A 24,960-nucleotide genomic window follows, 5' to 3' on the forward strand; every position below is an offset into this window, starting at 1 on the left:
CTACTGTTGGTATACCTATGCTTGAAGCGAAAATAAGGGCCACCGCAGACCGTCATGGCGCCGAATTTATGCTGGTGGGTGGCATTGGGTTGGTAGTGATCATGCTATTTGTCAACCTGCGCGGCACAGGGATAACCATTCTAGAGATTTTTCTTGCCAGTGCCATGTTGGTGGCTATTTTTATTGGCTTTTTAAAAAGCCAGCAACCTTATTACAGTTTATATCTTACAAAACATACGGTTAGATATGTGCACAAATATGGGTATTGGTGTATTGCTCACGATAACTTACACTCTTGCGGTATTCCTAAAGCACATCAAGGGCTTGAAACACTTGAGTTAAATGCAGTTGGTATTAAACTTAATAACATTGATGAGTTTCTAGCAGACTTAACCCCTCGGTTAGCGGGAAAATTATTAATAGAACAGCGGCATATTTTTTTACAAGCTGTTAAAATGCATTGCGAAAATGGCAACTGCCCGTCCGAATGGCTTATTGAAGAAACGACATACCGTTCCAAAGCTGGCGTAGAATATACTGGACTGATGGCAATGTTTGCGAATCGAATGGACAATTTAAGAACAGTGACAGGTTATGACCTTTTGGTCCCGGCTGCAGCTTTAGATAGGGACATTTGGCGATTTTCAGCGTTGTTAAACCGCTGGAAACTTAATCCAGAAGAGGTGGTAAAAACATTGGTAGAAGAATCAACCACCTAAGAAGATGTAACAGGAATCACTAACATGAGCATAGAGTCTTCCTACATTAAAAGTGGGCGAAATACGCTTATCCACAAAGACAAAAAATTAGATCTTGTAATCGTTAATGGCGAAAATCATCCAAAAATTAAGGTCACTGCTACCGGGTTGCAACCATTTAAAGAAGAGTTACCGAAAAATCGTCGTGAAGCAAAAGAGCGCTATCTAGAAATTGTTCATGTCTCTAGTATTGATGTGTTTGGTGAAGTGAAACGTCTGTTATTTATCCAGTCACTCGATGGCCGTGAATACAAAGTAGACTACAGCAAGGTGGGTACTAAACTATTTGTCAGGATACACCAAGAAAGCTATTTATAAATATTATAAGGAGCGGTATGAATGCACTAAGGTGGAGTAGTGCCATTTTACTGGTTAGCATCCTAAGTGGGTGTGGCGGTAGTGGCGGTTCCAGTGACGATAGCGTTGTTGAAGTAAGCGCTTCTGTGAATGCCGGTGCCGATCTCCAAGTGGTGGAAAAATCTGAGGTAACTATCACAGCTCAGGCTTCGCCAGCAGAAGGCAGTTTCAACTGGCAAATCATCTCGGGCCCGAGTGTTGAAGGCTTTCCAATTACCGAGTCTCAAGCGGTGTTCACCGCCCCAGATATCAAAGCAGACGTTGAGCTTGTGATTCAAGTAAGCTATACCGCGCCTAATGGCAGTTCTGCATCCGATCAAGTTACGGTTGCCATTCAATCTCAAAACCAATTACCAACTCCAATCGTTACCCAGATCGCGCCAGAAGGCACGGTTAAGTATCAAGACACCATAACTCTCAGTGCCCAAGATTCAGTGGATCCCGATGAAAATGGTTTTATTGCTTCATATCAGTGGCAGCTTCTTCAGGGGCCAGAAACCGTTCAAGCAGATAACGTAAACCGGGAAACCCTGAGCTTTACCCATCCATTGCTTGATATGGCACAAGCTGCTGTTTGGCAGTTAACGGTTAGCGATGATGAAGGGGGCAGTGCCAGCACTCAGTTTAGTGTCGGCTTAGTGGCAAACCCCGAGGTTATCATTGCAGACGCCGGAGAGGATAAGCAAGTCCAAGAGTTCGACGCCGTTACCCTTGATGGCAGTAATAGCGATACCGTATCTGGGCAAAAGCAATGTTTTTGGAGTCAGCTTACCAGTGGTGAGCAGGTTGAACTGCAAAATGCCGATAGCTGCATAGCTAGGTTTACTGCACCGGATCAAAATCGCCAGAGCGAGTTGCAGTTTCAGTTGCAGGTTAGCGATACTCAAAACCGCACCGCGAGCGACAACATTACCGTTGCAATCGACGCTAAGCCATTGGGTAAAATAAACGATACTGGGCAAACACAGTGTTTTAATAACACTGAGGCTACCACATGTAGCGAGAGCAGCTTTACGAGGCAAGATGCCCAGCGTGGGCGAGACTTTTATGCCGCAGTGGTGGCCAAAGAAGGTCGTGGAGATGCGGGATTTGATTTTACTAAACTAAATCGTTTTGCCGACGAGCTTCCTGATGATGCCAGTGATTTTGCGTGTGTTAGAGACAATGTTACTGGGCTTATTTGGGAGGTCAAAGAGGCTTCTGCCGGTACCCTTCCTAATACTTCTCAGCGCAACGCTCAAAATAGCTATAGTTGGTCATTACGTGCCAGCGGCAGTGACATTCAAAGTAGCTATGAAGCCCCTGCGAATACCATTTGTCCTCAAGACAGCCATTGCGGCATTCAAGCCTTGATTGACGAAGTGAACAACCCTGCAGCAGGTGAGCAAAGTTATTGTGGCGGTAACAACTGGCGGTTACCTACTTACACTGAGTTGCTGAGCATTATGGATTATGGTGCTGATGGTAACGTGCTTCTCGACCAGCAGTTTTTTCCTCACCTTCCTAGCCAAAGTGTACTAGGGCACCTTTACTATTGGACTGCACAATCAAGCATTGACGGCCTTAATGGTACCCAGCGTCGTGCTTTCGTGCTGGACATGGTGACCGGCAATGACTTTGCCATTGAAAAGTCCAGCGCCGCCTTTGTTCGCTTAGTAAGAAACCCATAGGAATGAGCGATGAAAGTACTTATCCATTTTAGTCCCCTGCTGTTGTTAGCAACGAACGTGTGGGCACAAACTTGTGTCGATGTTAATGCCAATACCGATCGATTTACCACCAATAGCGATGGCACGGTGGCCGATAGCGTGACTGGTTTAATGTGGCAGCGTTGCAGTGTCGGGCAAGTGTATAATTCGCAAACACAAAGCTGTGATGGCACAGCGCAGCAACTGACTTGGCAGCAAGCCTTGACCGCTTCGCAACAAAATAACTATGCGGGCTATGAGGATTGGCAAGTGCCTAATATTAAAGAGCTTGCCAGTATCTTACAACAGCAGTGCGTTGACCCAGCGATAGACATAAATGTGTTTCCACAAACCTTAAGTAACAATTACTGGTCTGCAACCACTCAAACCGCAGAGCCGAGCTTTGCCTGGGTATATCAATTTGCCGATGGCAAAAACAATCCCACCAACAAGAACGCCGCGGCTTTTCTCCGTTTGGTGAGGTATTACCGCTAGCTTCAGAGCAATCAGTTGGTTGGTCTAAAACTGCTTTGGGATCAGAGAAACTTTTGCTACTCTTCTGAGCATCCCTAGATCAGCCTGTTGCATTTGGAGGCCTTATGAATCGTTTTCTTAGCGCTGTGGCGTTATCTTGCTGTTTATTGAGCACAGCAGCAGTGGCGAAAAGCAAATGCGATGTTGAGTTGGGGCACGGTCTCATCATTACCGATAATGAAATTCGTATTGTTGATAACGGCCAGACCCGGATCCAAATTAACAACGATAATCAACTCTTTATCTTGGGCCGCTGGATTGAGCTCGACCAAGCAGGAGAGGCGGTTGTGGCAGAGTACGCCAACGGTATTCGCGAAACGGTTCCTGAGCTAGTGAACTTGGCAACCGACGGTGTCAACTTGGGGCTAAGTGCCATCGAGCAAGTGGTCGAGGGCATGTCTGATAAAGAACCTGAGGTGTTAAAAACGCAGCTGCAATACGTTGAACGGGCGTTAATGGATAAGTTTAAACGAGGCGACGACTTTTTCTTTATTGCGCCGCAGTCCTTATCAAAAATTGATGACTTTTTTACCAAAGAAATCAGCCAAAAGATCCATTCCGCTGTGCATGGCTCATTGGGGTCCATTTTAGTGTCTTTAGGCGATGCCTTTAAATCTCGCGAAGGCAACATTGAAGATCGCATTAATGACATGGGACAGCGAATGGACATTATTTCTAAAGAAATCGATAAGTCGTTGCAGAAAAAAGCATTTCAGCTGGAAGAAAAAGCGGAAGAATATTGCGAGTGTCTTAACTCCTTGGATCAAACCGAAGAGAAGTTGCAAAAAATAGTTCCTGAGCTGGTTCCCTATGATCTGGTTCAGATCCGCTCATAAACCATAGCAGCGCTTTGCGTTAGTCTGGCTGAGCTTTTCCCAAGTGCTAGAGTGGCCGAGCGCAGCTAAGTAGTCCTGCCACACCTGCCAATACTCTTTGGCGCTTAACACAATAGGAAAATTTGATCCTAGCATTAGGCTGTCTTCACCAACCTGTTCGAGTAAATGCATTAACCACTGTGAGGTGGGTTGCGGCTGAGCGAGCATTTCATTGCCACTGCACTTTAGCATCACATTAGGTAGCGCTCCACAGCGCCGCAATAGCGATGTGGCATGGTGGTGGCGGTCTATGAAGCCAGCATGATTAAACACCACTTTAAGATCAGGGTTGGCTTCTAGTCGTTGCAAAAACGCATCGCACAGCTGGGTTTGGCTAAACTCCAGTTGCGCTTCAAAGTGCAGGCCAGCACGGTTAAGCTGCTGGATATTTTCTATTACCTGAGGGGAGAGTAAACGGCAGCCGTCAGAGCCTTGGGTAATGTCACGAATAGCCACTAGGCTGCGGTGTTTTAGTGCCGCCAAAGCCGTTGCAAATTGTTCCGGTGGGGCATCAATGTGAGCATGACTTACGGCTTTATAGGGCACTGAGGGTTGTGTTTCAGCCAACCAGTTCAGCTCGTTAACTGGGGCATGATTATCAAACCCAGCTTCGACATGGATAAAGTGGCTCAAGGTAAATTGGCTAGACGGTGGAATAGTGGCCAAACTGTGGTTTTGCTGAATACGCGATAGGTTTGGCCAAGCAGGCGCAGAGTGCTTGAGCCATTGATATTGCCCCTTGTCCAACGCAAAAAAATGCAAGTGACTATCAATGACTGCAAGGCTCATGCTTCGCTCCGGTTACTGTGCGGTATAACCGCCATCAATGCTTTGCAAACTGCCGGTTATAAAGCTTGCTTCATCACTCAATAAGAATGCCACTAAGGCGGCCACTTCTTGAGGTTGGCCTAGGCGACCAAGCGGTTGCATGCTGGCTTCTTCGGCAACCACCTGTGCTTTGTCTGCGCCACTACGCTTACAGTAACTATCAATAGCATGATGAAACAGTGGCGTTTCTATTGTGCCTGGACAGACCGCATTGGCACGGATATTAAATTGGGCATAGTCAAGCGCGGTGGTTTTTGCCATCGAAGCCAGTGCTGTCTTGGTTAGGTTGTAGGCAAACGAGCTGGGCTTGCCGATTAATGCTTGATCCGAAGACATTAACACTATGCTGCCACCTTGCTGCTGCTTCATCACTGGCAGTACTGCCTGAATTGCAGCATAAGCGCCTTTGACATTCAGCGCTAGCATCGCATCTAAGGTCGCTTCATCGGTTTGCTCTATGGTGGCGCTGAGGTGCTTTCCGGCATTTGAAACCAAGGCATCAATTCGCCCTTCTTGGCTAATGATATCCTTGATAACTTGGTGTACTTCAGCAACTTTACTGACATCACAATAGCGATAAACGCCAAGGTCACTGGAGTGGATGTCGAGGTTATACACCTTATATTGAAGCCCCTGTAAGTGTTTTACTATGGCTGCGCCAATCCCTAAACTACCACCGGTTACAATTGCGACTTTTTCCATCATTAGTGTCCGCAACCTCCTGCGCCATGGACATGGCCGTGGGCAATTTCTTCATTGCTCGCGGCTCTCACAGCCACCACTTCAACATCGAATGTTAGGGTTTTACCTGCAAATGGGTGGTTTAAGTCACAGTCAGCATTGAAGCGGCCAACCTTGATTAGCTTTACTTGATGGCGACCTTGATTGGAGTCGACAATGGCCGTCATGCCTGGCTTCCATGCTTTGCTGTCACCAAGGCCTTGCAAGTGCTTAAGCGGAATACGTTGCACCATACCCTCTTGATACTCACCATAGCCATCGGCAGGCGTTAACGTCACAGAAAAGCTATCACCGGCCGTTTTTCCCTCTAGCTCACGCTCTAAACCTGGCAACATGCCTTCACTGCCATGAAGATACGCTAAGGGTTCAGCGCTTTTGCTGGATTCAATTTGGTTATCGCCTTCATGGAGGGTGTAATGAAATTCAACGACTGTGTTTTTTGCAATCTGCATCACTCTTGGCCTTAATATAATTGTTTAGCAGTGTAAGATAAAAGGAGTCTGCCAAAACTCGTAGTGTACGTGACGTCACTTCTTAGAAGCAAGCTTGGGCTTCGCATTCCACCAACTCACGACCAAAAATGGCATTAATATGGCCATAACTGCCCATTCCTGTGGCTCGCTTGAGTGGTGTTTTGTTGTCGTTGGACTCTGCATTAGGCTTAGGAGCGCTAAGCAGCAACCGTAACTCATCGCCTGGGCGCAATACGGCCTTAGCCGTTAACTCATTCCAATCGAGCAGATCTCTCACCGTCACTTGATATTGACGGCTGATGGTCCATAACGACTCGCCGCGACTGACGGTATGCTGGTGCTCCACCTTGGGCTGCTCTTTGGCAGCAGTATTTGGTTGTTTAATGTAAGGGCTGACTTCGTAGTCGACCACTAAATCCAGCTGGTCATTGCCTTGCGAAATCAATAATGTTTCGCCGACGCGGATAAGATCGGAGGTTTTATTATTTAGAGACTTTAAAGCCGTAACACTCATGCCTGCTTTGCGGGCAATACCATACAGAGTATCGTTTTTTTGCACGATGTAGCCTTGGCTAAAATTGTTACGAAAAAAGGCACTTTTTAATAACGCTTGCTCTGACATGGGCAACAATATGGTGTGCGGCCCCTTAGGCGAGCTGCGATGCTGTAAAAAGCCAGGATTTAATTGATATAGCTGACGTTTTTTCACTCCAGTTAACTTGGCTAACTGATCGAGGTCGAACTGTTGGCCAACGTCTAACAGCGCTGTGGTGGCCTTGTTTGGCAGCTCCGGAATGGTAAATTTTGCCGGCGCCGTTTTTAATAAATGACTCAATGCTAGGAGTTTTGGTACGTATTCCGAGGTTTCTTGCGGTAACTTTAAGTGCCAAAAGTGAGTCGGTTTTCCTTGCCTGCGATTTTTTCGAATCGCTTGTTTTACTCGAGCCTCACCACTGTTATAAGCGGCAATAGCATGCAACCAATCACCGTCAAAACGCTCATGCAAATAACTAAGGTAATCCAGTGCCGCATCGGTTGACGCTAACACATCTTGGCGGCCGTCGTACCAAGCATCTTTTTTAATGCCAAAATGATAAGCCGTGGCATCAACAAGTTGCCACACACCTACGGCATTTTGACTGGACTTGGCGGTTGGTCGAAAATCGCTTTCCACAAACGGTAATAATGCCAGCTCCATAGGTAAACCCCGGCGTTCAATTTTTTTTACCACATGATAAAAATAGGGAGCTGCACGACGGCTCACGACATTAAGGTAATGTGGTTGCGTTAAATACCAGTCGATGCGTTTTTTTAGCCGCGGATGGGGCGCAGTATTAAAGTAGAGCTTATTGCGAACGTAGTGCCATAAGTTTTTTTCGCTTTTTGGCTTACGGGTCACAGGCTTTGCTTGCTCGGCTTGGGGGGCTGAGGCGCGTTCAGAGGCGACTTCTTTTGCAGGCACGTGTGTGATCGCAGACAAGATAGCCTGACGGTCGACCTGAGGGGGCGCTGTGGACTGACAGCCTGCTATTAACAACAGTACGCTGAGGATGTTGAGCAGCTGTATTAATCGTGTGTTCATTCCCTAATTATATCGGGCGCTTAAATTTTATTCAAAGATTCTCTAGTTTGCCATTGCTGCCACCGCCTCAATGCTTGCAATTGCATATTGGGGTTTGAATAGAGTGCTTTGAGTTGAGCTCTCACTTGTTGCTCATCTGATTGAGACAATAATGAGAAAAACTGCAGCGGCTGGTGCAGTGCTTTTGCTGGGAAAGGTTTTCCTGACGCCGGTAAAATCCAACTGACTCGACTGCTATGCAATTGCTTTAGGGCATCTTGCCATGGCTGCCAATTACTGTGATTTAAAGGCGGTACTAAATCGGCGCTGTAGCCGGCAATAATACCATTGGCTGCGGGTAACTGGATGAGCAAGTCCTGTTTTGAGTAAGCGCTGGTTGGGCTAATGGTGAGCAGGTGTTTGCCAAGATCAAGTGATATAGCGTCACTGACAACCGACTGCTCAGTCACTATGGCCTGGCTTAATTGTGACCACCTTGAAACCCGTGCCTGAGCTAATTTGAGTTTTTCTTGCCAACTAGGCTGTTGCGCCTGAGGCAGTGCAGCCACTCTGGTTTGGCTAAGCGAAATGCTTTGCTTAAAGAGTTCGAGCTGACGCTTAAAAGCGTGTTGTAATGTGCTTGAAGAAACGGCGTTTGGCGTCAGCCATTGGAGATTTGGATAGGCTTGCTGTAACAGCACAATGGCGCTTTGCTGTTTCACTTCAGAGTGCAATGACACGGCGTAACACAAGGGCACTGATAGACGTTGTTTTAGCTCATCAATCAGTGCCGTCATGGCAACCCAGTCGGCATGAAGACCGGCCAGCAAAGCACACTTTGAGCCAACCAGTAGCGCCTGATTCGGTTGCGGACTGGCTTGCTTACCAGTAATGAAAAAAACCTGTTCAGAGACCTGGTAAAAGCGATTGGCCTTTGTGGCGTTGGCGCCAAAGCTTAACAAACCCAGCATTAGGTAACAGCAAACTAGGTAGGCTTTGGCGTTCAGGGTCATGGGGTATCGCAGGAGAGCTTAGCGACTAGCTGTGCCAGTTGCTGTGCTTGCTGTTGCTGTTGCGACTCTAAAGCTTGTAAGTCATGACACAAATGCAAAGCGGCAAGCAGCAAGGCATTGTGATCGTTACGCACAGTAGAGCGTTGACGCATTTCTTCGACCCGTTTATCCAGCAGCGCTACAGCATTGTGTAGCGCTTCTTCTTGATCTGGAGCACAGGCAAATTGATGTTCTTTGCCAAGTAACGTGACGGTTACTTGGTTATTTTGCTCTGACATTAGCCAGCCTGTTGTGATTGCAACTTATCTAATAGACCAGACAGTGATGAGCTAAACTCTTTTTGCTTTTCTTCACTTTCTAGCATTTCTAGCTGTAGGGTTTCGTTTTCATCAATCAGTTTTTGGTTTTGCTCTTTTAAAGCGGTTACTTCCGATTTTAACTGATTATTTTGACTTAAAAGTTGGTCAATCAACTGGTCGAGTTTTTGGAGATCTTGATTATTCATAAATGCGCTCTTGAGACTGTGATTTGTCATGCAAATGTAAAACAAAGCAGCCCAGGATGCTAGTGTTTACGCGACTTTATGCTGATTTTTATTGGCATTTAAGCGATAATAGCGAGATTAGCTTATTTTGTTCAGAAGTGGTTCAGGCTAAAATAACTTAATGAGTAATTTATATACAATTGGTCATTGAGGTATATTAGTTTCACTCATTATATATTAATTTATCCAAGGCGATATTATGCTCAGTTATCGACACTCTTTTCATGCTGGCAATCCAGCAGATGTGATTAAACATTTAGTCCTTGCTGAGGTATTGGCCTACCTTACCAAAAAAGACAAACCGTTTGATTATATCGACACTCACTCCGGTGCTGGTTTTTTCGAACTTGGTGGTCAAGATGCGCAAAAGAACCAGGAGTTTATGGCTGGTATTGCTAAGCTTTGGGATTATCAAGGCAAAGTGGCTGCCATAAGCCGTTATCGTGACCTGATCGAAAGCGTGAATCGCAATGGTCAGCTTGAGTATTACCCAGGCTCGCCAAAGGTTGCTGAGCAGTTTTTACGTCGCCAAGACAATGGTTGGTTCTTTGAACTGCACCCTCGCGATTTAGCATTACTGCAGCAAAACACCAACCATAAGCGTTCTTTGCGAGTTAATGGCAGTGATGGTTTTAAAGGCTTGCTCGGCTTAGTGCCGCCAGCATCACGACGAGCTTGTGTTTTGATGGATCCGCCATATGAAATTAAGTCGGATTATGAAAAGGCCGTGGCCAGTATTGTTAAGGCGCATAAAAAGTTTCCATCCGGTGTGTATATGATTTGGTACCCAGTGGTTGAGCGTGAGCGCATTGATGCCATGGAAGCCAGCTTAGTTGACTCTGGCATTCGAAATATTCAATTATTTGAATTAGCGACTCGTGCAGACACCGAAGAAAAAGGCATGACGGCGTCGGGGCTAATAGTGGTAAATCCGCCTTATACGTTAATGCAAACTATGTCGGAGGTGCTTCCTGAGCTGGTTAGTTTATTGGCGGAAGACCAAGGAGCTGGTTATCGCTGTTTACAGTTAGTCGATGAGTAGGCTTGCATAACGTAGCGATATCGTCGCAATCAAAGAGCATGACGGTATCGCTGTTCAATGCTTGCTATTAACCCTGATGCTTGCAGCTGAGCAATGGCTTGATTAATGTTTGCAAGCAGGTTCTGGTGCTTCGCCAGTAGCCGCAGGCGAAGCTTTCCTTGCGAATGTTTGTAATTGAAACTAAAACGAATATTGAGCTTTTTAGCCCAGTACAATGCCGGCAAATCGCCAATAATGATTTGTTCGACTCGGCCTCGGTGTAGCGCTTGTAACAGTTCTTTTTCTGAAGCAAAGTCCACCCGCTTAAATTGCTCATCGTCATGATAATAGTAGCCTCTCACTGTGCCCACCTCTAGGCCATAAAGGCTGCTTAGTGGCCGAGTTGGAGTGCGGGTGACAACATACTCATTCACTTCTAATAAAGGGTCGGAATAAATAAAGCGAGCGTCTTTACGCTGCTTTTCGTTGAGCCAGTCAAGACTGATGATATCAAAATCAATCAGTTTATTTTCGAGGTAGTAATTGGTGCGCTTGGCAGGTAAAAGTAGGTTTTCGCCATCAATCTTGGTGGTGACGAGGATCGCTTGCACAATTTCCACTAATATCCCAGGTGCCTGTTGCTGGTGAGTATAGTAAGGCTGAAAGCTCCCAGAGCCACTTAAGCTATATCGTAACTGTGGCTTTTCAGAGGCGCAAACAAGGCAGCTGATGGTCAATAAGCCTAGGATTAAAATTTGCTTCATGCTTCCATCTTAGCCTAACTTTTTTATAACGGCGATAACAAAGTAACAGCTTTGAGCATGTTATTGTTGGCAAAGCACTCTGACATAAATTAAACAAATAAGGTAAACTGTTTTAACTTTTTATTGCCCGAGTTGTGGGCATATTATAGGCTCGTAAGTAGAGCGTTTCTTTCTCAGCGAAAATGGTCAGAATGTTAATGAGTGGTTCGGTAACCAAAATAAGTAAATCTGGGGTGCAATACATCGCACGTCAGGCCATTATGGGGCCTGACCAAGAAGTATTTGCCTACGAATTACTGTACCGTGATTCTGGTAATAACGCCTTTCCTGTTGGTGTGAGTGATAGCCAAGCAACAGGGCGGTTATTTTTTAACTCACTGATGTTTATTGGTGTTGAGCGTCTTGCTGCCGGTAAAACCGCTTTTATTAACCTTTCCGATGAGTCTCTCTTACAAGAACTTCCCAAGCTGTTATCACCCAAAAAAATTGTCGTTGAAATTGTCGAGCGGGCTAAAGACATTCCTTCTTTGGTGAATATCGTTACCAAATTAGTGGCCAAGGGTTACCGCTTTGCGCTAGACGACTATGATGGCGACGAGCGTTGGCAGCCTTTGTTGGCATTAGTTCAGTATGTCAAAATTGAGGTTCAGCACCCCATTATTAAAACCAACATGATGGTTAAAAAGCTCAAGCGCCAACACCCACATCTTAAAGTGATTGTCGAGCGTATTGAAACCAAGGAAGAGCTTGAGCTGATAAAGCCCTCTGGCTGCGATTATTTTCAGGGGTATTTTTTCGCCAAACCTGAAATGCTCAATCATGGCAATGTGGAACCAGGCAAATTGGTGGTATTCCAGTTGCTGCAAGCCACAGCGAAGAAGTCATTGTGCTTTAAAGAAATCCAAAGCCGGATCAGCAAAGATCTGAGCTTAACGGCCAGGTTACTAAAACTGGCCAACGCCAAAGCCGGTGAAGATCGCATCGAGATTAAATCGATTTCGCAGGCGGTGGTGTATCTCGGGGAAGACGCCATTCGGCAATTTGTTAAAGTGCTGGCATTAAGTGAACTGGGCTCTGATAAACCCAGTGAGCTCACTCGCATGGGACTGACTCGAGCTAAGTTTGTAGAAACCTTTTTACAGCCGGGTGGCGAGGAAATGGCCGAAAACGGCTATTTACTGGGGTTAATGTCGATACTGGATGTGATATTAGAGGTTGAGCTTTCTGTGATTGCCGCCGAGTTCTCCCTCGATGACTCACTCTCGAGTGCCTTGCTTGATTACGATGGCTTAATGGGCGGCGCGCTGCGCTTAGCGTTTGAGATTGAGCGCAACGAATGGCAAGAGGCCGAGCTTATTTTGCAGGCAATTAGACCAGCAACCCCTAAGCACTTTTTGTATGATATGGCGCTGGCTAGCCGTGAATATGCTGACGAAGTACTCGAAATTGTAAAACCAGACCAGCCAGATTAAAACAGCAGCTGAATGTTTAATGTCTTTAAGTAGTTGCACTCTTGTTCCAGATCGGCATAAAACAGAGAATGGGAATCGAGCCACTCGGGGGCAATGTCTAGTCGCAACGTTTGCGCCAGGGCAATGACATTAAACTTTGGCAGCTGTTCTTGTTGGCGCTTTTGATTCAGTAAAATAGCCAGCCGGAAAATCGTTAGGCAACGGGCAAAATGAGGCAGCTCTTCGCAGGCAATCAGCTCCTGTAACTCTTGTAGCTTTATCTTCTTGCGGTAAAAGCGCACCAAGGCACTTAATTGTAGTTGCTGTGCTTGGGTGAAACCAGGTAACTGACTATGACGGACAATATAAGCGCCGTGTTTATGCATGCCGGATGAGTTTATTGCCAAGCCTACTTCATGGAGTTTGGCGGCCCAACAGAGCATTTCAACATCGTTTTTACTTAGCTGCCAACTGGGTTTACTCAAGCTCACCAGCTCCTCGATGGTGCTGCAAATACTCACAGCATGTTGTTTGTCGATGTTGTAATTATCACTGAAGGCATTAATGGTTCGAGTGCGCAGGTCATACTCATCGCTTTGATGCATTTCAAACAGCAACCCTTCCCGTAAGGCATAGTCGCTAAACCGCAGTGCGGTGATCCCCAGTTGACGAAACAGCGCAGTAAGAACAGCGAGGCCACCGGCAATGCTCACCTTACGTTCATCAGCCAGCGACTTAAACGCTATGTTATCGATATGACCTGCAGCTATCATGCTGTCTTTTATTTGTTGCAATGCTGGCCCAGTGATGGTGTCATCTCCTGTTAATTCTGCGCATAGTTGTGCCAGTGTTTTTATGGTACCAGAGGTGCCAATCACGGTTTGCCAACCAAGTCGTAAAAAGCTGGCGGTGATCACTTCAATTTCTTGTTCAGCCTTAATTTCGGCCTTTTTAAAGCGCTTGGCACTGAGCTTACCGTTAGCGAAACACGCCTTTGTCATCGTCACGCAGCCAATGTTACGACTACTGAGTAATTTATGGGTCAAGTGCTGACCAATTACCAGCTCAGTGCTACCGCCACCAATATCGATGACTAATCGGTTATGGCTATCGTGCTCGTAGTTGGCAACGCCTTGATAAATAAGCCGAGCTTCTTCCTGCCCAGAAATAACATTAATAGGGTAAGGAAATACGGTTTTTGCGCGGGCCAAAAACTCAGTTAAATTTTTACAGTTTCGCAAGGTGTAAGTGGCAACGACCTGCACTGACTCGGTGGGGAAACCATGCAAGGTGGTGGCGAACTGCGATAAGGTATCCATGGCTCGGGCCATGGCGGCTTCATCAAGGTTTAAGCGTTTATCTAGGCCAGCTGCCAGGTAAACGCGTTTTTTTTCTTTATGAAGAATTTGTAGGCGACCATCCACTTCCCTGGCAACGACTAAGTGAAAGCTATTTGAGCCCAGATCAACCGCTGCAATAGTAGGGTAGTCGCGCATTGTGTATCCTCAACCGTTATTCTTTGATATCGCTTGCTTCAAGCTTCTTTAAATAATCATAAATGGCAATCTGAGAACGAATTTTTTTACGATTACCTCGGCGAACATATAAGTTCTTCTGTTCAGCGTCAATAATCCGCGCTTTGGTTTTGTCTTTAAATTGCAGATCCATGATATCGATGATCATTTTTTTCAGGTGTTCAGCATAAATAGGGGTGCCAACCTCAACGCGATGGTCGAGGTTACGGGTCATCCAGTCAGCCGAAGAGATAAACACCTTAGGGTCGCCGGCATTTTCAAACACCATCACCCGGGGATGCTCTAAAAAGCGATCAACAATACTGATAACTTTTATATTATCGCTAAAACCCGGCAGCCCTGGGACTAATGCACACATACCACGAACAATCAGCTTTATTTTTACTTTCTGACGGCTTGCTTCATAGAGCTTGTCGACTAAATCCTTGTCGACCAGGTTATTCACTTTTATTGCTACTTTAGCGGTTTTACCTTGCTTGGCATGGTTAATTTCTTGTTCGATAAGGCTAATAATGCGCGACCTAGCATTGAGCGGCGAGATCATCAAGTGATCGAATTCAAAGGGCAGGTAACTATTTTCGATAAAACGAAAGACATTATCACACTCTTCGGTGATTTCTGGGTGCTTAGTGAATAAGCTAAAGTCAGTGTAAATTTTGGCTGTTTTTTCGTGGAAGTTACCGGTGCCAATGTGAGCGTATTTAACAAACTTGCCTTTTTCACGGCGGTGCACAACACATAACTTGCTGTGTACTTTTAATGATGGGATCCCAACCATCACCTTAATGCCATATTCACTCATCATTTTTGCCCACTCGATGTTATTTTGTTCATCGAATCGAGCTTTAAGCTCAACCATTACGGTGACTTTTTTATCGTTTTTGGCAGCGCTAATAAGTGAGCCAATCAATCGTGACTGTTTTGCCACGCGGTAAATATTGACTTTTATTTGACTAACTCTGGGGTCAAAGGCGGCCTGACGAATGTACTCCAACATGTGGTTGAAGGTGTGATATGGGTAATAGAGTAAAATATCTTGTTCGCTGATGGCACGAAACACACTGCTGTATTTTTTAAATGCCGCACTTCTTAACGGCGGCAGTGGTTTATTCTCAAGGTAGCCGCGGCCGACATTGGGAAAGGAAATAAAGTCCCTAAAGTTGCGATACCTGCCTCCTGGGATCAAAGCATCTTGTGTGGTTACTCCAAGGCGCTTTTTCATCAGCTTTTGCAGCTCTTCAGGCATAGACTCTTCATAGACGAGGCGCACTGGCTCGGCATAGAGGCGTTGTTTAAGGCCCTTTGACATGGTATCGAGCACCCCTTCTTCTAACTCGTCGTCGAGGTTATACTCGGCATCACGAGTCATTTTCATTGAATACGCGGCAATCTGCTCAAATTGAAAAAAGCTTCTAAAGACATCGGCGATGTAATAGCGAATAACATCATCAAGTAAGACAATGGTTTTGTGCCGTCGCGTTTTTTCGGGGGGCAGTTGCACAAAGCGATTGAGGCGGTCGGTGGGCACTTCTAAAAAGGCATGGTGATTTTTATCGCCTCGCATCTCAACAAACAGGTGAGTCATGGTGTCGTTGATATTATCGGAGTAGTCTTTGCTTTCGGTGATCATCATCGGCAGCAAATGGGGCAATACCTGATCTTTAAAGTAATCGGCTAGCCATTTTTGGTGGAACTCAGACAGCGCTTCGGGCAATTCAACGTGAATATTGTGCTCATTTAAATCGGCTAAAATTTGCTCGTAGATAACATTGAATTTCTTTCCCAGTTCTAACACTTTCTTTTGAATGTCAGCGAGTAAGGCTTCGTCTTCATCAAAGTTAGTATCAGGTAAATTATTGAGTAGAATACGGCGTTTGACATCCGCGACCCGAACTTGGAAAAACTCATCTAAGTTATTAGAAAATATGCCTAAAAAACGAATTCGTTCGATAATAGGGTTGCTGGGATCTTTGGCTTCTTGAAGCACTCTTTCGTTAAATGATAGCCAGCTTAACTCTTTGGCGAAGTAGGTAATGGTGGTGTTAGTGGGAGAAACTGCTTGCATGACTCTTTCCATAGGTACCGCTTTAAACACAGCTTAAGCAGAGGGTGTGACACTAATATGACAAACACGGCGCGCCTGCCGTGTTTGCCAGCTTACTTCCATTTAGTGTAGTGAAGAAATTAGTTCTCTTCTATGTCCACGATCAAATCACTGGTAATGGATTCTAAGGCATCGATGACATTCTCGCGCACCATGCCGGCTGGGAGCGTCACGGTAGCAAAAGCACTAAAAATGGGCAGTCCCCAGTTTGGTGCACTCCGTTGTTTCGAGTTCAGGTGCGTAATATTCGCGCCTTTGTGACGGATCACGCTGGCGAGCTCTTGGACAATGCCAGGCCTATCATTACCGGTAATGATTAGGTTGATGGTCTCAGGCTCGTCCTGCTCGACTAAGTTATCTCCAGACTCTATTTTAACTTCAAGACCCTGTAACGCATGTAAGGCCTCTTGTATTTCTTGCAAGTGCTCTTCGGCGACTTCTATTTGAATTATCCCGGCAAAATGCCCTGCAAGGTGGCTGAGGTTACTGGTAAGCCAATTGCCGTGATGAGAAAGGATAGTGGAGGAAATGTTCTCAACGAGACCCGGCTGGTCCTTACCTATTATTGTTAATATCAACTGCTTCATAGTTTGTCTCTTTGTAAAGTGGCGCCCGTAGGCGATAAACGAAATCGGCGCATGATTTAGACTAGTCTAAAACCACCGTTTGTCCAGCGCTTCACGACGCTTAATGTAAAGATTTGCAACGAGAATTTCGCCTTTACTTGAGGCCCTTAGTTTGACCGAAAAGCAATCAGTTTAGTTCTAGAATTGGAATAATTCAAAAACATGAAAATTTATCTTTAAAGAGTCGCTGGCGTTTGAGTGTTTGTCATACAACTGTCATCTTGATGAAATATACTCCCCACAATTTTAAAACCAAAGGGTATATTGATGACTTCCAATCCGCAAAAGCCATCCTTTAAAACGGATAGAAGCCGTCTATTCAAAGACAGGTTTGCACAATTTGGCATTACCTCAGGCGGGGTAATGGTCTTAGTCGCATTATTGCTGATCTTCTTCTACCTGTTGTACGTGGTACAGCCGGTGTTTGAATCAGCAACCGTTGAAAAGCGTACCAACATTCAGCTTACTCAAGGTAAGTCCTATCAAGGTATTGGTCTTGAAGAGCAGACTGAAATCGCATACTTGCTAGGTGAGCAAGGCAGCGTTGATTTTTACCAAATTAAAGGTGAAAACGCGGGCAAAAAACTTGATAGCTTACAAGTTGAACTTGAGGGTAACGTGACTGCGTTCGCACAGAGCATGCCTTTCCTTGGCCTATATGCATACGGCCTAGATAATGGTCAGGTGCAATTAGTAAAACCCATGTTCAAGGTAAGTTTTCCTGGCAATGAGCGTGTGCTCACACCACGATTAAGCTATCCGCTTGATGCCAAGCAGCTGATGGTAGACGAGCAAGGCCAAGCCATTCGCCAGTTTGCCTTTAGTCATTATGAAGATAAAACCGCAGTAGTGGCACAAACGGCGGATAAACGTCTGATCTTCGCTTCTTTTGTTGCCGAAGAGAACATGTTTACCGGTGAAGTTGAGTGGTCCGTTGAGCGTACTGAATTAAATATCGATGGTCGAGTCGATGAGTTGCTGATCTCACCAGACACCACTCGCACCTTTATTCGTTCAGCTAACCAAATTTATGTTTATGACACGCGTTATGCGTCAGAGGTTGAGCTATTTCAATTGCTTGCAGCCAATGAAGAAAATGCGAACTTAGTGGATATGAACCTGCTGGCTGGGGCAAACTCGTTAATGTTGGCGAACGATAACGGTGAGGTATCGCAATGGTTTGAAGTAAATAATGACGAAGGCCGTGCCTTTGCCAAGATCCGTGCGTTTGCAACCTCAAAAAGCGCACAAGTGAATCTGTATAGCGAATACTACCGCCGCACCTTCTTTACTACCAATGGTGATGGTGAACTTGGTCTTTATTACACCACCAGTGAAGCGCATTTATGGCAGGGCAAGGTAACCGATAAGCCAGTAGAGAAGTTTGCTATTGCGCCACGTGCCAATGCTGCGTTATTACTGGCCGACGACACCATGACGGTAATCGAGATTGAGAACGAGCACCCAGAGGTGACTTGGTCGGCATTGTGGCAAGAAGTCTGGTACGAAGGTTACCCAGAGCCGGCTTACACTTGGCAGTCAACATCAGCCAGTGATGATTTCGAGTCAAAATTCTCACTGGTGCCAATTTCATTCGGTACCATTAAAGCGGCCATGTACGCCATGCTGTTTGCTGTTCCAATTGCAATTGCATCGGCTATTTACACCGCTTACTTTATGTCGAGCGAGCTGCGCCGAGTGGTGAAGCCTACGGTTGAAATTATGGAAGCCTTACCAACAGTAATTTTGGGTTTCTTGGCCGGATTGTGGTTGGCGCCATTAATCGAAACGCACTTACCGGCCATTGTCGCCTTACTGGTGCTGTTACCGGTTGCCATGATAGCTACGGCGTTTGGTTGGACTAAATTACCGGCTAAAATCAGACACTTTGTACCAGATGGTTGGCACTCTATTTTACTTATTCCGGTGGTGCTTATCGTAGGTTGGATTTCGTTTGGCATGAGCAATGGCGTCGAAGACTGGTTATTTGGTGGTAACGTGCGTCAATACCTTACCAATGAACTAGGCTTGACCTTCGACCAACGTAACTCGCTCGTGGTCGGTATTGCTATGGGCTTTGCGGTTATACCAACGATTTTCTCGATTGCAGAAGATGCCGTATTCAGTGTACCTAAGCATCTATCGAACGGTTCATTAGCGCTTGGCGCTACCCAGTGGCAAACCCTTATTCGCGTGGTGCTGTTAACGGCCAGTCCAGGTATTTTCTCTGCCGTGATGATGGGACTTGGCCGCGCCGTGGGTGAAACCATGATAGTCCTGATGGCCACCGGTAACACGCCAATTATGGACTGGAGTATTTTCCAAGGCATGCGTACTTTGGCTGCCAATATTGCGGTGGAAATGCCAGAGTCAGAGGTCGGCAGTTCACACTATCGGATTCTGTTCTTAGCAGCCTTTGTATTGTTTATTTTTACTTTCATATTTAACACGCTAGCCGAGTTCGTTAGACAGCAGCTACGTGAAAAATACAGCTCAATGTAATTGGAGTGACATGACATGATAAAACAGTGGTTTAAGTCAGGTTCTCCGTGGATCTGGATGACAGGTGGCGCGGTCAGTATCAGTTTGATATCGGTGATCGGCCTGCTGGCGATGATCGCTTGGAAAGGACTGAGCTTTTTCTGGCCATCTCAAGTGGTAGAGATGCAACTAGAAGGTTCGGTGCCTAAGCAAACCGTGATTGGTGAAATCTATGACCGTGAGATGGTACCTAAGTCTCGACTGGAAGCGGCTGGTTATGATTTATCTGACTACAAAGATGAATTTGTTGAACGCTTGCTACTTAAAACGGGTAACCGTGAATACGTTGAGCTGGATTTTCGCTGGGTGCTTTCAACCGATATTCAAGCGCAAACAACGCCTGCGGAGTTAGCGGTATTTGAGCGTAGTAAAAACGGTAACTTCTACGGTTATGTAGTGCGCGTTATTGAAGACGGCAACCTAGTGACAGACAACAAGGTAGATCGCCTGCATGAATTAGTTGAGCGCGCAGTTGACCTCAATGAAGAAGCACTAGACCTACAAAACAGTGAAATCGGCCATATTAACTACGAGCTAGAGCGTATTCGCTTAGAAGAACGTGCCTATGAGCTAGACAACGAACTCACAGATGAAAAGCTTGCCGAACTTAATGCTCGCCGTGCTGAACTGCGGGAAGAGTATAAGGTACATGAAGCGCGCCTGTTTGAGCTGCGTAAGAAAGCTAAGCGTGATCAAGTGGTTGTTCGTGACATGCGTGGTGAGGAAGTGACCTTGCCGTTGTATCAAGTGTTGGATGTGTGGTTCCCCAATGACATGGGCTTTTTTGCCAAGTCGGGCCATTATTTGGTGCAAATTGGTAAATTCATTAGCGATGATCCTCGTGAAGCCAATACCGAGGGCGGGGTATTCCCAGCTATCTTTGGTACGGTGTTTATGGTGATGCTGATGGCCGTTATCGTCACCCCATTTGGTGTGGTGGCGGCGATTTACTTACATGAATACGCGGCGAAAAACGCCATTACTAAAATGATCCGCATTGCCGTGATTAACTTAGCTGGTGTACCTTCTATCGTTTATGGTGTATTTGGTTTGGGCTTCTTTGTTTATATGCTGGGTGGCTCTATCGATGAACTGTTCTATCCTGAAGCGTCACCAAGTCCAGTATTTGGTACCCCAGGTGTTATTTGGTCGGCACTGACATTGGCTATTTTAACCTTACCTGTGGTTATCGTATCGACAGAAGAAGGTCTATCACGTATTCCAAGTTCTGTTCGCCATGGCTCACTGGCCTTAGGCGCCACCAAAGCAGAAACCCTGTGGCGTATTATTGTGCCGATGGCAAGCCCTGCCATTATGACTGGCTTAATCCTTGCCGTAGCCCGTGCTGCTGGTGAGGTAGCCCCTCTGATGTTGGTGGGCGTGGTAAAAATGGCTCCGACGTTGCCGCTTGATGGTAACTTCCCCTATATTCATTTAGATCGTAAATTTATGCACCTAGGTTTCCATATTTACGATGTTGGCTTCCAAAGCCCGAACGTAGAAGCAGCAAGACCTTTGGTTTACGCCACCGCATTCTTGCTTGTTACGGTGATCATTGCGCTGAACATTACAGCCATCGGTATCCGTAACCACTTACGTGAAAAGTTCAGATCACTAGAACATTAATAGTAAAGATTTTTAATAGGTAGAAACATGATTACAGTAGCGCCAGAAGTCAATCAAGCAGCAGCAAACAACAAGCTTGATTTAGAAAACTTAAGCCCGGAACTCACTGCACTAGAGATCAAAAACCTAGATCTTTACTATGGTGATAATCAGGCTCTAAGTAACATTAATATGTTAATTCCTAAAGGCCAGGTAACCGCGTTTATCGGTCCTTCAGGTTGTGGTAAATCAACCCTATTGCGTTGCATTAACCGCATGAATGACCTAGTGGATAGCTGTCGTATTGAAGGTGAAATTAAGCTTAAAGGCCACAATATTTACGACAAAAACGTTGACGTTGCAGCACTGCGCCGTAACGTTGGCATGGTATTCCAACGCCCCAACCCATTCCCAAAATCCATTTATGAGAATGTGGTTTATGGTTTGCGTCTACAAGGCATTAAAGACAAGCGTAAATTGGATGAGGTGGTTGAGAAATCATTGCGCGGGGCTGCACTGTGGGATGAAGTAAAAGACCGTCTACACGATAGCGCCTTTGGCCTATCAGGTGGTCAGCAGCAACGTTTGGTTATTGCTCGTTCGATTGCGATTGAGCCTGAAGTACTGCTATTGGATGAGCCCACCTCAGCGCTGGATCCTATTTCAACCTTAGTTATTGAAGAGCTGATCAGCGACCTGAAAAACAAGTATACTGTGGTTATCGTTACTCACAACATGCAACAGGCCGCACGGGTATCAGACCAAACCGCATTTATGTATATGGGTGAGCTAATTGAGTACGCGGACACCAACTCACTCTTTACTACACCGGCGAAGAAGAAAACAGAAGACTACATTACGGGTCGTTACGGTTAAAGCGCGCTTACGAGGAGACACACTATGGAACACAATATTAATAAACACATCTCTGGCCGCTTTAATGAAGAGCTGGAGAGCGTAAGAAATCATGTGTTAAGCATGGGCGGTCTAGTTGAGCAGCAGCTCAATACCGCATTGGATGCCGTGAATAGCAATGACGCTGATAAGGCTAAAAAAGTCAGTGAAAACGACTACCAAGTGAATGCCATGGAAGTCAACATTGACGAAGAGTGCACGCGGATCATTGCAAAACGTCAGCCTGCTGCCAGTGACTTACGTTTAGTGGTGGCCATCGCTAAAACCATTGCCGATTTAGAGCGCATTGGGGATGAAGCAGAACGTATTGCTAAAGTAGCGCTGGACTCGTTCACCAAAGATCAGCAAGACTTGCTGGGCAACATCGATAACATGGGTCGTCAAGTGTCACAGATGCTTCACGATGTGTTAGATGCTTTTGCTCGTATGGATGCGCAAAAAGCGTTTGAAGTGCACAAAGCGGATGCCAAAGTAGACCGTGAGTATGAAGCATTAACACGTCAGATCATGACTTACATGATGGAAGATCCGCGTTCTATTCCTAAAATCATGGACTTGATTTGGTCTGTACGTTCTTTAGAGCGTATCGGTGACCGCTGTCAGAACATCGCTGAGTACGTCATTTACTTTGTTAACGGCAAAGATATTCGCCATACTTCTCAAGAAGATATAGCGAAAACTCTGTAACTAGCAGGAAATTATTGCGCGCCTTTGGCGCGCCATTTCAGTACCTGTTCAGCGAAACTTGCAATAAAACCGTTCACAATGGCGTTTAATGCTGTAAAATTACTCGTTGCACATGCATACAAATATGATTTAAGGGTCAGTTATGCCTAGTAACGCGTTTTTAGGGGTTTTTGCTAAATCACCTATTAAGCCAATTGAAGAGCATATAAAAATTGTCCATCAGGCCAGTGCGGCTTTGATCCCATTTTTTAACCATGTCTTCAAGGGGGAGTGGACTGAAGCGGAAGCAATCCGTCTCGAAATCCGTAACCTTGAGCGTGAAGCAGATGATTTAAAGCGTGAAGTGCGCTTACAGTTGCCTCGCGGTCTATTCATGCCAGTAGAACGGACTGACTTACTGGAACTTATCACCCACCAAGATAAGATTGCCAACAAGGCCAAAGACATCGCAGGTCGCGTTGTTGGTCGTGAAATGGTGATCCCTGAATCTATCCAAGAAGACTTTCTTGCTTATGTGACTCGTTGCGTTGACGCAACTAAGCAAGCATCGAAAGCCATCAACGAATTCGACGAACTACTTGAAACTGGCTTTAAAGGCCGTGAAGTAGCGCTGGTTGAAAAGATGCTGGTTGAGCTGGATGCCATTGAGCAAGATACCGACGATATGCAAATCAAGATCCGCCAAGAGCTTCGTCAAGTTGAAGCTGACTTAAACCCGATTGATGCCATGTTCTTATATAAGATCATCGAGTGGGTAGGTGGCCTTGCTGATATTGCAGAGCGCGTTGGTTCTCGTCTTGAGCTGATGTTAGCTCGTTAATAAAAATCGATCTTTTTAAAATAAAGTAAGGTTTCCTATGGATATCATTGCATCCTACGGCACAGTCTTGGTTCTAGTTGCCGCGGCAGTTGGTTTCTTTATGGCTTATGGTATTGGCGCGAATGACGTGGCTAATGCTATGGGTACCTCGGTAGGCTCAAAAGCGCTTACCATTAAACAAGCAATTATTATTGCTATGATCTTTGAGTTCGCTGGTGCATACCTTGCCGGCGGTGAAGTAACATCAACAATCCGTAAAGGGATTATTGATTCTACTCCATTTATTGCTATACCGGAGCTGATGATACTGGGGATGATCTCAGCGTTGTTTGCTGCTGGTACTTGGTTATTGTTGGCGTCAATGCTAGGTTGGCCGGTTTCTACCACGCACTCTATTATTGGTGCCATCATTGGTTTTGCACTGGTTGCCGTTGGCAGCGAAGCCATTCAGTGGGGCAAGGTTGCTGGGATTGTCGGCAGCTGGGTAGTCACTCCTGCCATTTCGGGCTTTATCGCTTACCTTATTTTTATGAGCGCGCAAAAGCTGATATTTGACACCAAAAACCCGCTTGAAAACGCCAAACGCTTTGTGCCTATTTATATGGGTCTAGCGGGCTTTGTGATGGCATTGGTTACCATCAAGAAAGGCCTTAAGCACATCGGTATTCAGATGGGCACCGCAGAAGGTTTTGCTCTTGCTATTGGTATTGCGGTGGTGATTGCGATTATTGGTAAAATTGCCATTGCTCGCCTTAAAATTGATCCAAATGCTGACAAGCAAATGCACTTCAACAACGTTGAGAAAGTATTCGCCATCTTGATGGTGCTTACAGCGTGTTGTATGGCGTTCGCTCACGGCTCTAACGACGTGGCTAACGCCATTGGTCCATTAGCCGCTGTAGTGAGCATTGTTGAGAATGACGGTGAAATCGTTAAGAAGGCAGCACTGGCATGGTGGATTTTACCGCTAGGTGGTATTGGTATCGTTGCCGGTCTTGCCATTCTAGGTAAGAAGGTCATCAAAACCATTGGTGAAGGCATCACGCACTTGACGCCAAGTCGTGGCTTTGCCGCTGAACTTGCCGCTGCTTCTACTGTGGTTATCGCTTCCGGTACAGGCTTGCCGATTTCAACTACGCAAACGCTAGTTGGTGCGGTATTAGGTGTTGGCATGGCTCGTGGTATTGCTGCGCTTAACCTGGGCGTTATCCGAAACATTGTAGTTTCTTGGGTAATTACATTGCCAGTTGGTGCAGCCCTTGCTATTGTTATATTCTACATTTTGAGATTAGTGTTCGGGGTTTAATCGAGCGCTAGCTTAGAAAGACAGACTTTTAGCTTGAAAAGATCTCAACACCTGTGGTGTTGGGGTCTTTTTATTTGTGCTGTTGAATAGCATACCGATCCGAATAAATACCAGCTCATCTGCGAGTTGCGTGAGCGCATTTGGCGCTAACAGCGCAATAGTGATTAGCTGGAGAGTGAGAGAAACTTCCTATACCTAAAATAGCTCACGCAA

24 protein-coding genes are annotated in these 24,960 nt (G+C 45.8%); 13 read left to right on the forward strand and 11 right to left on the reverse strand.

Annotated elements, in window-relative coordinates; genetic code table 11:
* The first annotated feature begins 17 nt into the window (after positions 1-17).
* From R3P39_RS15720 to R3P39_RS15740, 5 genes are all read left to right on the forward strand, one after another.
* Positions 18-719 carry a DUF2982 domain-containing protein gene (locus R3P39_RS15720; RefSeq protein ID WP_336568640.1) on the forward strand — a complete coding sequence of 234 codons (702 nt, stop codon included), beginning with the start codon at positions 18-20 and terminating at the stop codon, positions 717-719.
* 24 nt (positions 720-743) lie between these two features.
* The gene (locus R3P39_RS15725) at positions 744-1,076 is read left to right on the forward strand and encodes a hypothetical protein (RefSeq protein WP_336568641.1); all 333 of its coding nucleotides are present in this window, start codon (positions 744-746) and stop codon (positions 1,074-1,076) included.
* Positions 1,077-1,093: 17 nt separating this feature from the next.
* Positions 1,094-2,785, forward strand: a complete 1,692-nt coding sequence (locus tag R3P39_RS15730; RefSeq protein WP_336568642.1) for an Lcl C-terminal domain-containing protein — start codon at positions 1,094-1,096, stop codon at positions 2,783-2,785.
* Between the two features lie 9 nt (positions 2,786-2,794).
* Positions 2,795-3,298 carry an Lcl C-terminal domain-containing protein gene (locus R3P39_RS15735; RefSeq protein ID WP_336568643.1) on the forward strand — a complete coding sequence of 168 codons (504 nt, stop codon included), beginning with the start codon at positions 2,795-2,797 and terminating at the stop codon, positions 3,296-3,298.
* A gap of 104 nt (positions 3,299-3,402) precedes the next feature.
* Positions 3,403-4,173, forward strand: a complete 771-nt coding sequence (locus R3P39_RS15740) for a YggN family protein (RefSeq protein WP_336568644.1) — start codon at positions 3,403-3,405, stop codon at positions 4,171-4,173.
* Here the strand turns inward: R3P39_RS15740 and R3P39_RS15745 are convergent.
* The 7 genes from R3P39_RS15745 to R3P39_RS15775 all read right to left on the reverse strand — a co-directional run bounded on the left by R3P39_RS15745 (position 4,168) and on the right by R3P39_RS15775 (position 9,333).
* Positions 4,168-5,001, reverse strand: coding sequence for an amidohydrolase family protein (locus tag R3P39_RS15745; protein WP_336568645.1), 834 nt, complete (start codon positions 4,999-5,001; stop codon positions 4,168-4,170). The genes R3P39_RS15740 and R3P39_RS15745 overlap by 6 nt on opposite strands.
* Positions 5,002-5,013: 12 nt before the next feature.
* A complete protein-coding gene (locus R3P39_RS15750) occupies positions 5,014-5,742 on the reverse strand; it encodes an SDR family NAD(P)-dependent oxidoreductase (RefSeq protein WP_336569334.1) in 729 nt (242 codons plus the stop codon).
* 2 nt (positions 5,743-5,744) lie between these two features.
* A complete protein-coding gene (locus R3P39_RS15755; protein WP_336568646.1) occupies positions 5,745-6,233 on the reverse strand; it encodes an FKBP-type peptidyl-prolyl cis-trans isomerase in 489 nt (162 codons plus the stop codon).
* Between the two features lie 82 nt (positions 6,234-6,315).
* Complete coding sequence (locus tag R3P39_RS15760) at positions 6,316-7,836, reverse strand: LysM peptidoglycan-binding domain-containing protein (RefSeq protein WP_336568647.1); 1,521 nt, start codon at positions 7,834-7,836, stop codon at positions 6,316-6,318.
* 20 nt (positions 7,837-7,856) lie between these two features.
* Positions 7,857-8,828 (reverse strand): hypothetical protein, encoded by a 972-nt coding sequence (locus tag R3P39_RS15765; RefSeq protein WP_336568648.1) that lies wholly within the window; start codon positions 8,826-8,828, stop codon positions 7,857-7,859.
* Entirely contained in the window at positions 8,825-9,106 is a 282-nt protein-coding gene (locus R3P39_RS15770) for a cell division protein ZapA (protein WP_336568649.1), read from the reverse strand. Before R3P39_RS15770 ends, R3P39_RS15765 begins: the two co-directional genes overlap by 4 nt.
* Complete coding sequence (locus R3P39_RS15775) at positions 9,106-9,333, reverse strand: DUF904 domain-containing protein (RefSeq protein ID WP_336568650.1); 228 nt, start codon at positions 9,331-9,333, stop codon at positions 9,106-9,108. The genes R3P39_RS15770 and R3P39_RS15775 overlap by 1 nt, the downstream gene beginning before the upstream one ends.
* Positions 9,334-9,571: 238 nt before the next feature.
* Here R3P39_RS15775 and R3P39_RS15780 point away from each other — a divergent pair, with 238 nt between their 5' ends.
* Positions 9,572-10,414, forward strand: coding sequence for a 23S rRNA (adenine(2030)-N(6))-methyltransferase RlmJ (locus R3P39_RS15780; protein ID WP_336568652.1), 843 nt, complete (start codon positions 9,572-9,574; stop codon positions 10,412-10,414).
* 29 nt (positions 10,415-10,443) lie between these two features.
* Here R3P39_RS15780 and R3P39_RS15785 read toward each other — a convergent pair whose 3' ends face one another.
* Positions 10,444-11,157 (reverse strand): substrate-binding periplasmic protein, encoded by a 714-nt coding sequence (locus R3P39_RS15785; RefSeq protein WP_336568654.1) that lies wholly within the window; start codon positions 11,155-11,157, stop codon positions 10,444-10,446.
* 191 nt (positions 11,158-11,348) lie between these two features.
* On the opposite strand from R3P39_RS15785, the gene R3P39_RS15790 reads away from it, so the two are divergent.
* A complete protein-coding gene (locus tag R3P39_RS15790; RefSeq protein ID WP_336568656.1) occupies positions 11,349-12,629 on the forward strand; it encodes an EAL and HDOD domain-containing protein in 1,281 nt (426 codons plus the stop codon).
* Here the strand turns inward: R3P39_RS15790 and R3P39_RS15795 are convergent.
* From R3P39_RS15795 to R3P39_RS15805, 3 genes are all read right to left on the reverse strand, one after another.
* Positions 12,626-14,104 (reverse strand): Ppx/GppA phosphatase family protein, encoded by a 1,479-nt coding sequence (locus tag R3P39_RS15795; RefSeq protein ID WP_336568657.1) that lies wholly within the window; start codon positions 14,102-14,104, stop codon positions 12,626-12,628. The two genes, R3P39_RS15790 and R3P39_RS15795, sit on opposite strands and share 4 nt — an antisense overlap.
* Before the next feature lie 16 nt (positions 14,105-14,120).
* A complete protein-coding gene (gene ppk1, locus R3P39_RS15800) occupies positions 14,121-16,208 on the reverse strand; it encodes a polyphosphate kinase 1 (protein ID WP_336568659.1) in 2,088 nt (695 codons plus the stop codon).
* A 119-nt stretch (positions 16,209-16,327) separates the two neighbouring features.
* Positions 16,328-16,834 (reverse strand): glycine cleavage system protein R, encoded by a 507-nt coding sequence (locus R3P39_RS15805; protein ID WP_336568660.1) that lies wholly within the window; start codon positions 16,832-16,834, stop codon positions 16,328-16,330.
* Positions 16,835-17,140: 306 nt separating this feature from the next.
* Here R3P39_RS15805 and R3P39_RS15810 point away from each other — a divergent pair, with 306 nt between their 5' ends.
* From R3P39_RS15810 to R3P39_RS15835, 6 genes are all read left to right on the forward strand, one after another.
* Positions 17,141-19,375 (forward strand): ABC transporter permease subunit, encoded by a 2,235-nt coding sequence (locus tag R3P39_RS15810; protein ID WP_336568661.1) that lies wholly within the window; start codon positions 17,141-17,143, stop codon positions 19,373-19,375.
* 15 nt (positions 19,376-19,390) lie between these two features.
* Positions 19,391-21,040, forward strand: coding sequence for a phosphate ABC transporter permease PstA (gene pstA / locus R3P39_RS15815; protein ID WP_336568663.1), 1,650 nt, complete (start codon positions 19,391-19,393; stop codon positions 21,038-21,040).
* A gap of 27 nt (positions 21,041-21,067) precedes the next feature.
* Entirely contained in the window at positions 21,068-21,895 is an 828-nt protein-coding gene (pstB, locus tag R3P39_RS15820) for a phosphate ABC transporter ATP-binding protein PstB (RefSeq protein WP_336568664.1), read from the forward strand.
* A gap of 24 nt (positions 21,896-21,919) precedes the next feature.
* The gene (gene phoU / locus R3P39_RS15825; RefSeq protein WP_336568665.1) at positions 21,920-22,621 is read left to right on the forward strand and encodes a phosphate signaling complex protein PhoU; all 702 of its coding nucleotides are present in this window, start codon (positions 21,920-21,922) and stop codon (positions 22,619-22,621) included.
* A 142-nt stretch (positions 22,622-22,763) separates the two neighbouring features.
* Entirely contained in the window at positions 22,764-23,441 is a 678-nt protein-coding gene (locus tag R3P39_RS15830; protein ID WP_336568666.1) for a TIGR00153 family protein, read from the forward strand.
* Between the two features lie 37 nt (positions 23,442-23,478).
* Positions 23,479-24,747 carry an inorganic phosphate transporter gene (locus R3P39_RS15835; RefSeq protein ID WP_336568667.1) on the forward strand — a complete coding sequence of 423 codons (1,269 nt, stop codon included), beginning with the start codon at positions 23,479-23,481 and terminating at the stop codon, positions 24,745-24,747.
* Positions 24,748-24,960 lie beyond the last annotated feature (213 nt).

Source organism: Pseudoalteromonas sp. UG3-2 (assembly GCF_037120705.1).
Taxonomy (GTDB): Bacteria; Pseudomonadota; Gammaproteobacteria; order Enterobacterales; family Alteromonadaceae; genus Pseudoalteromonas.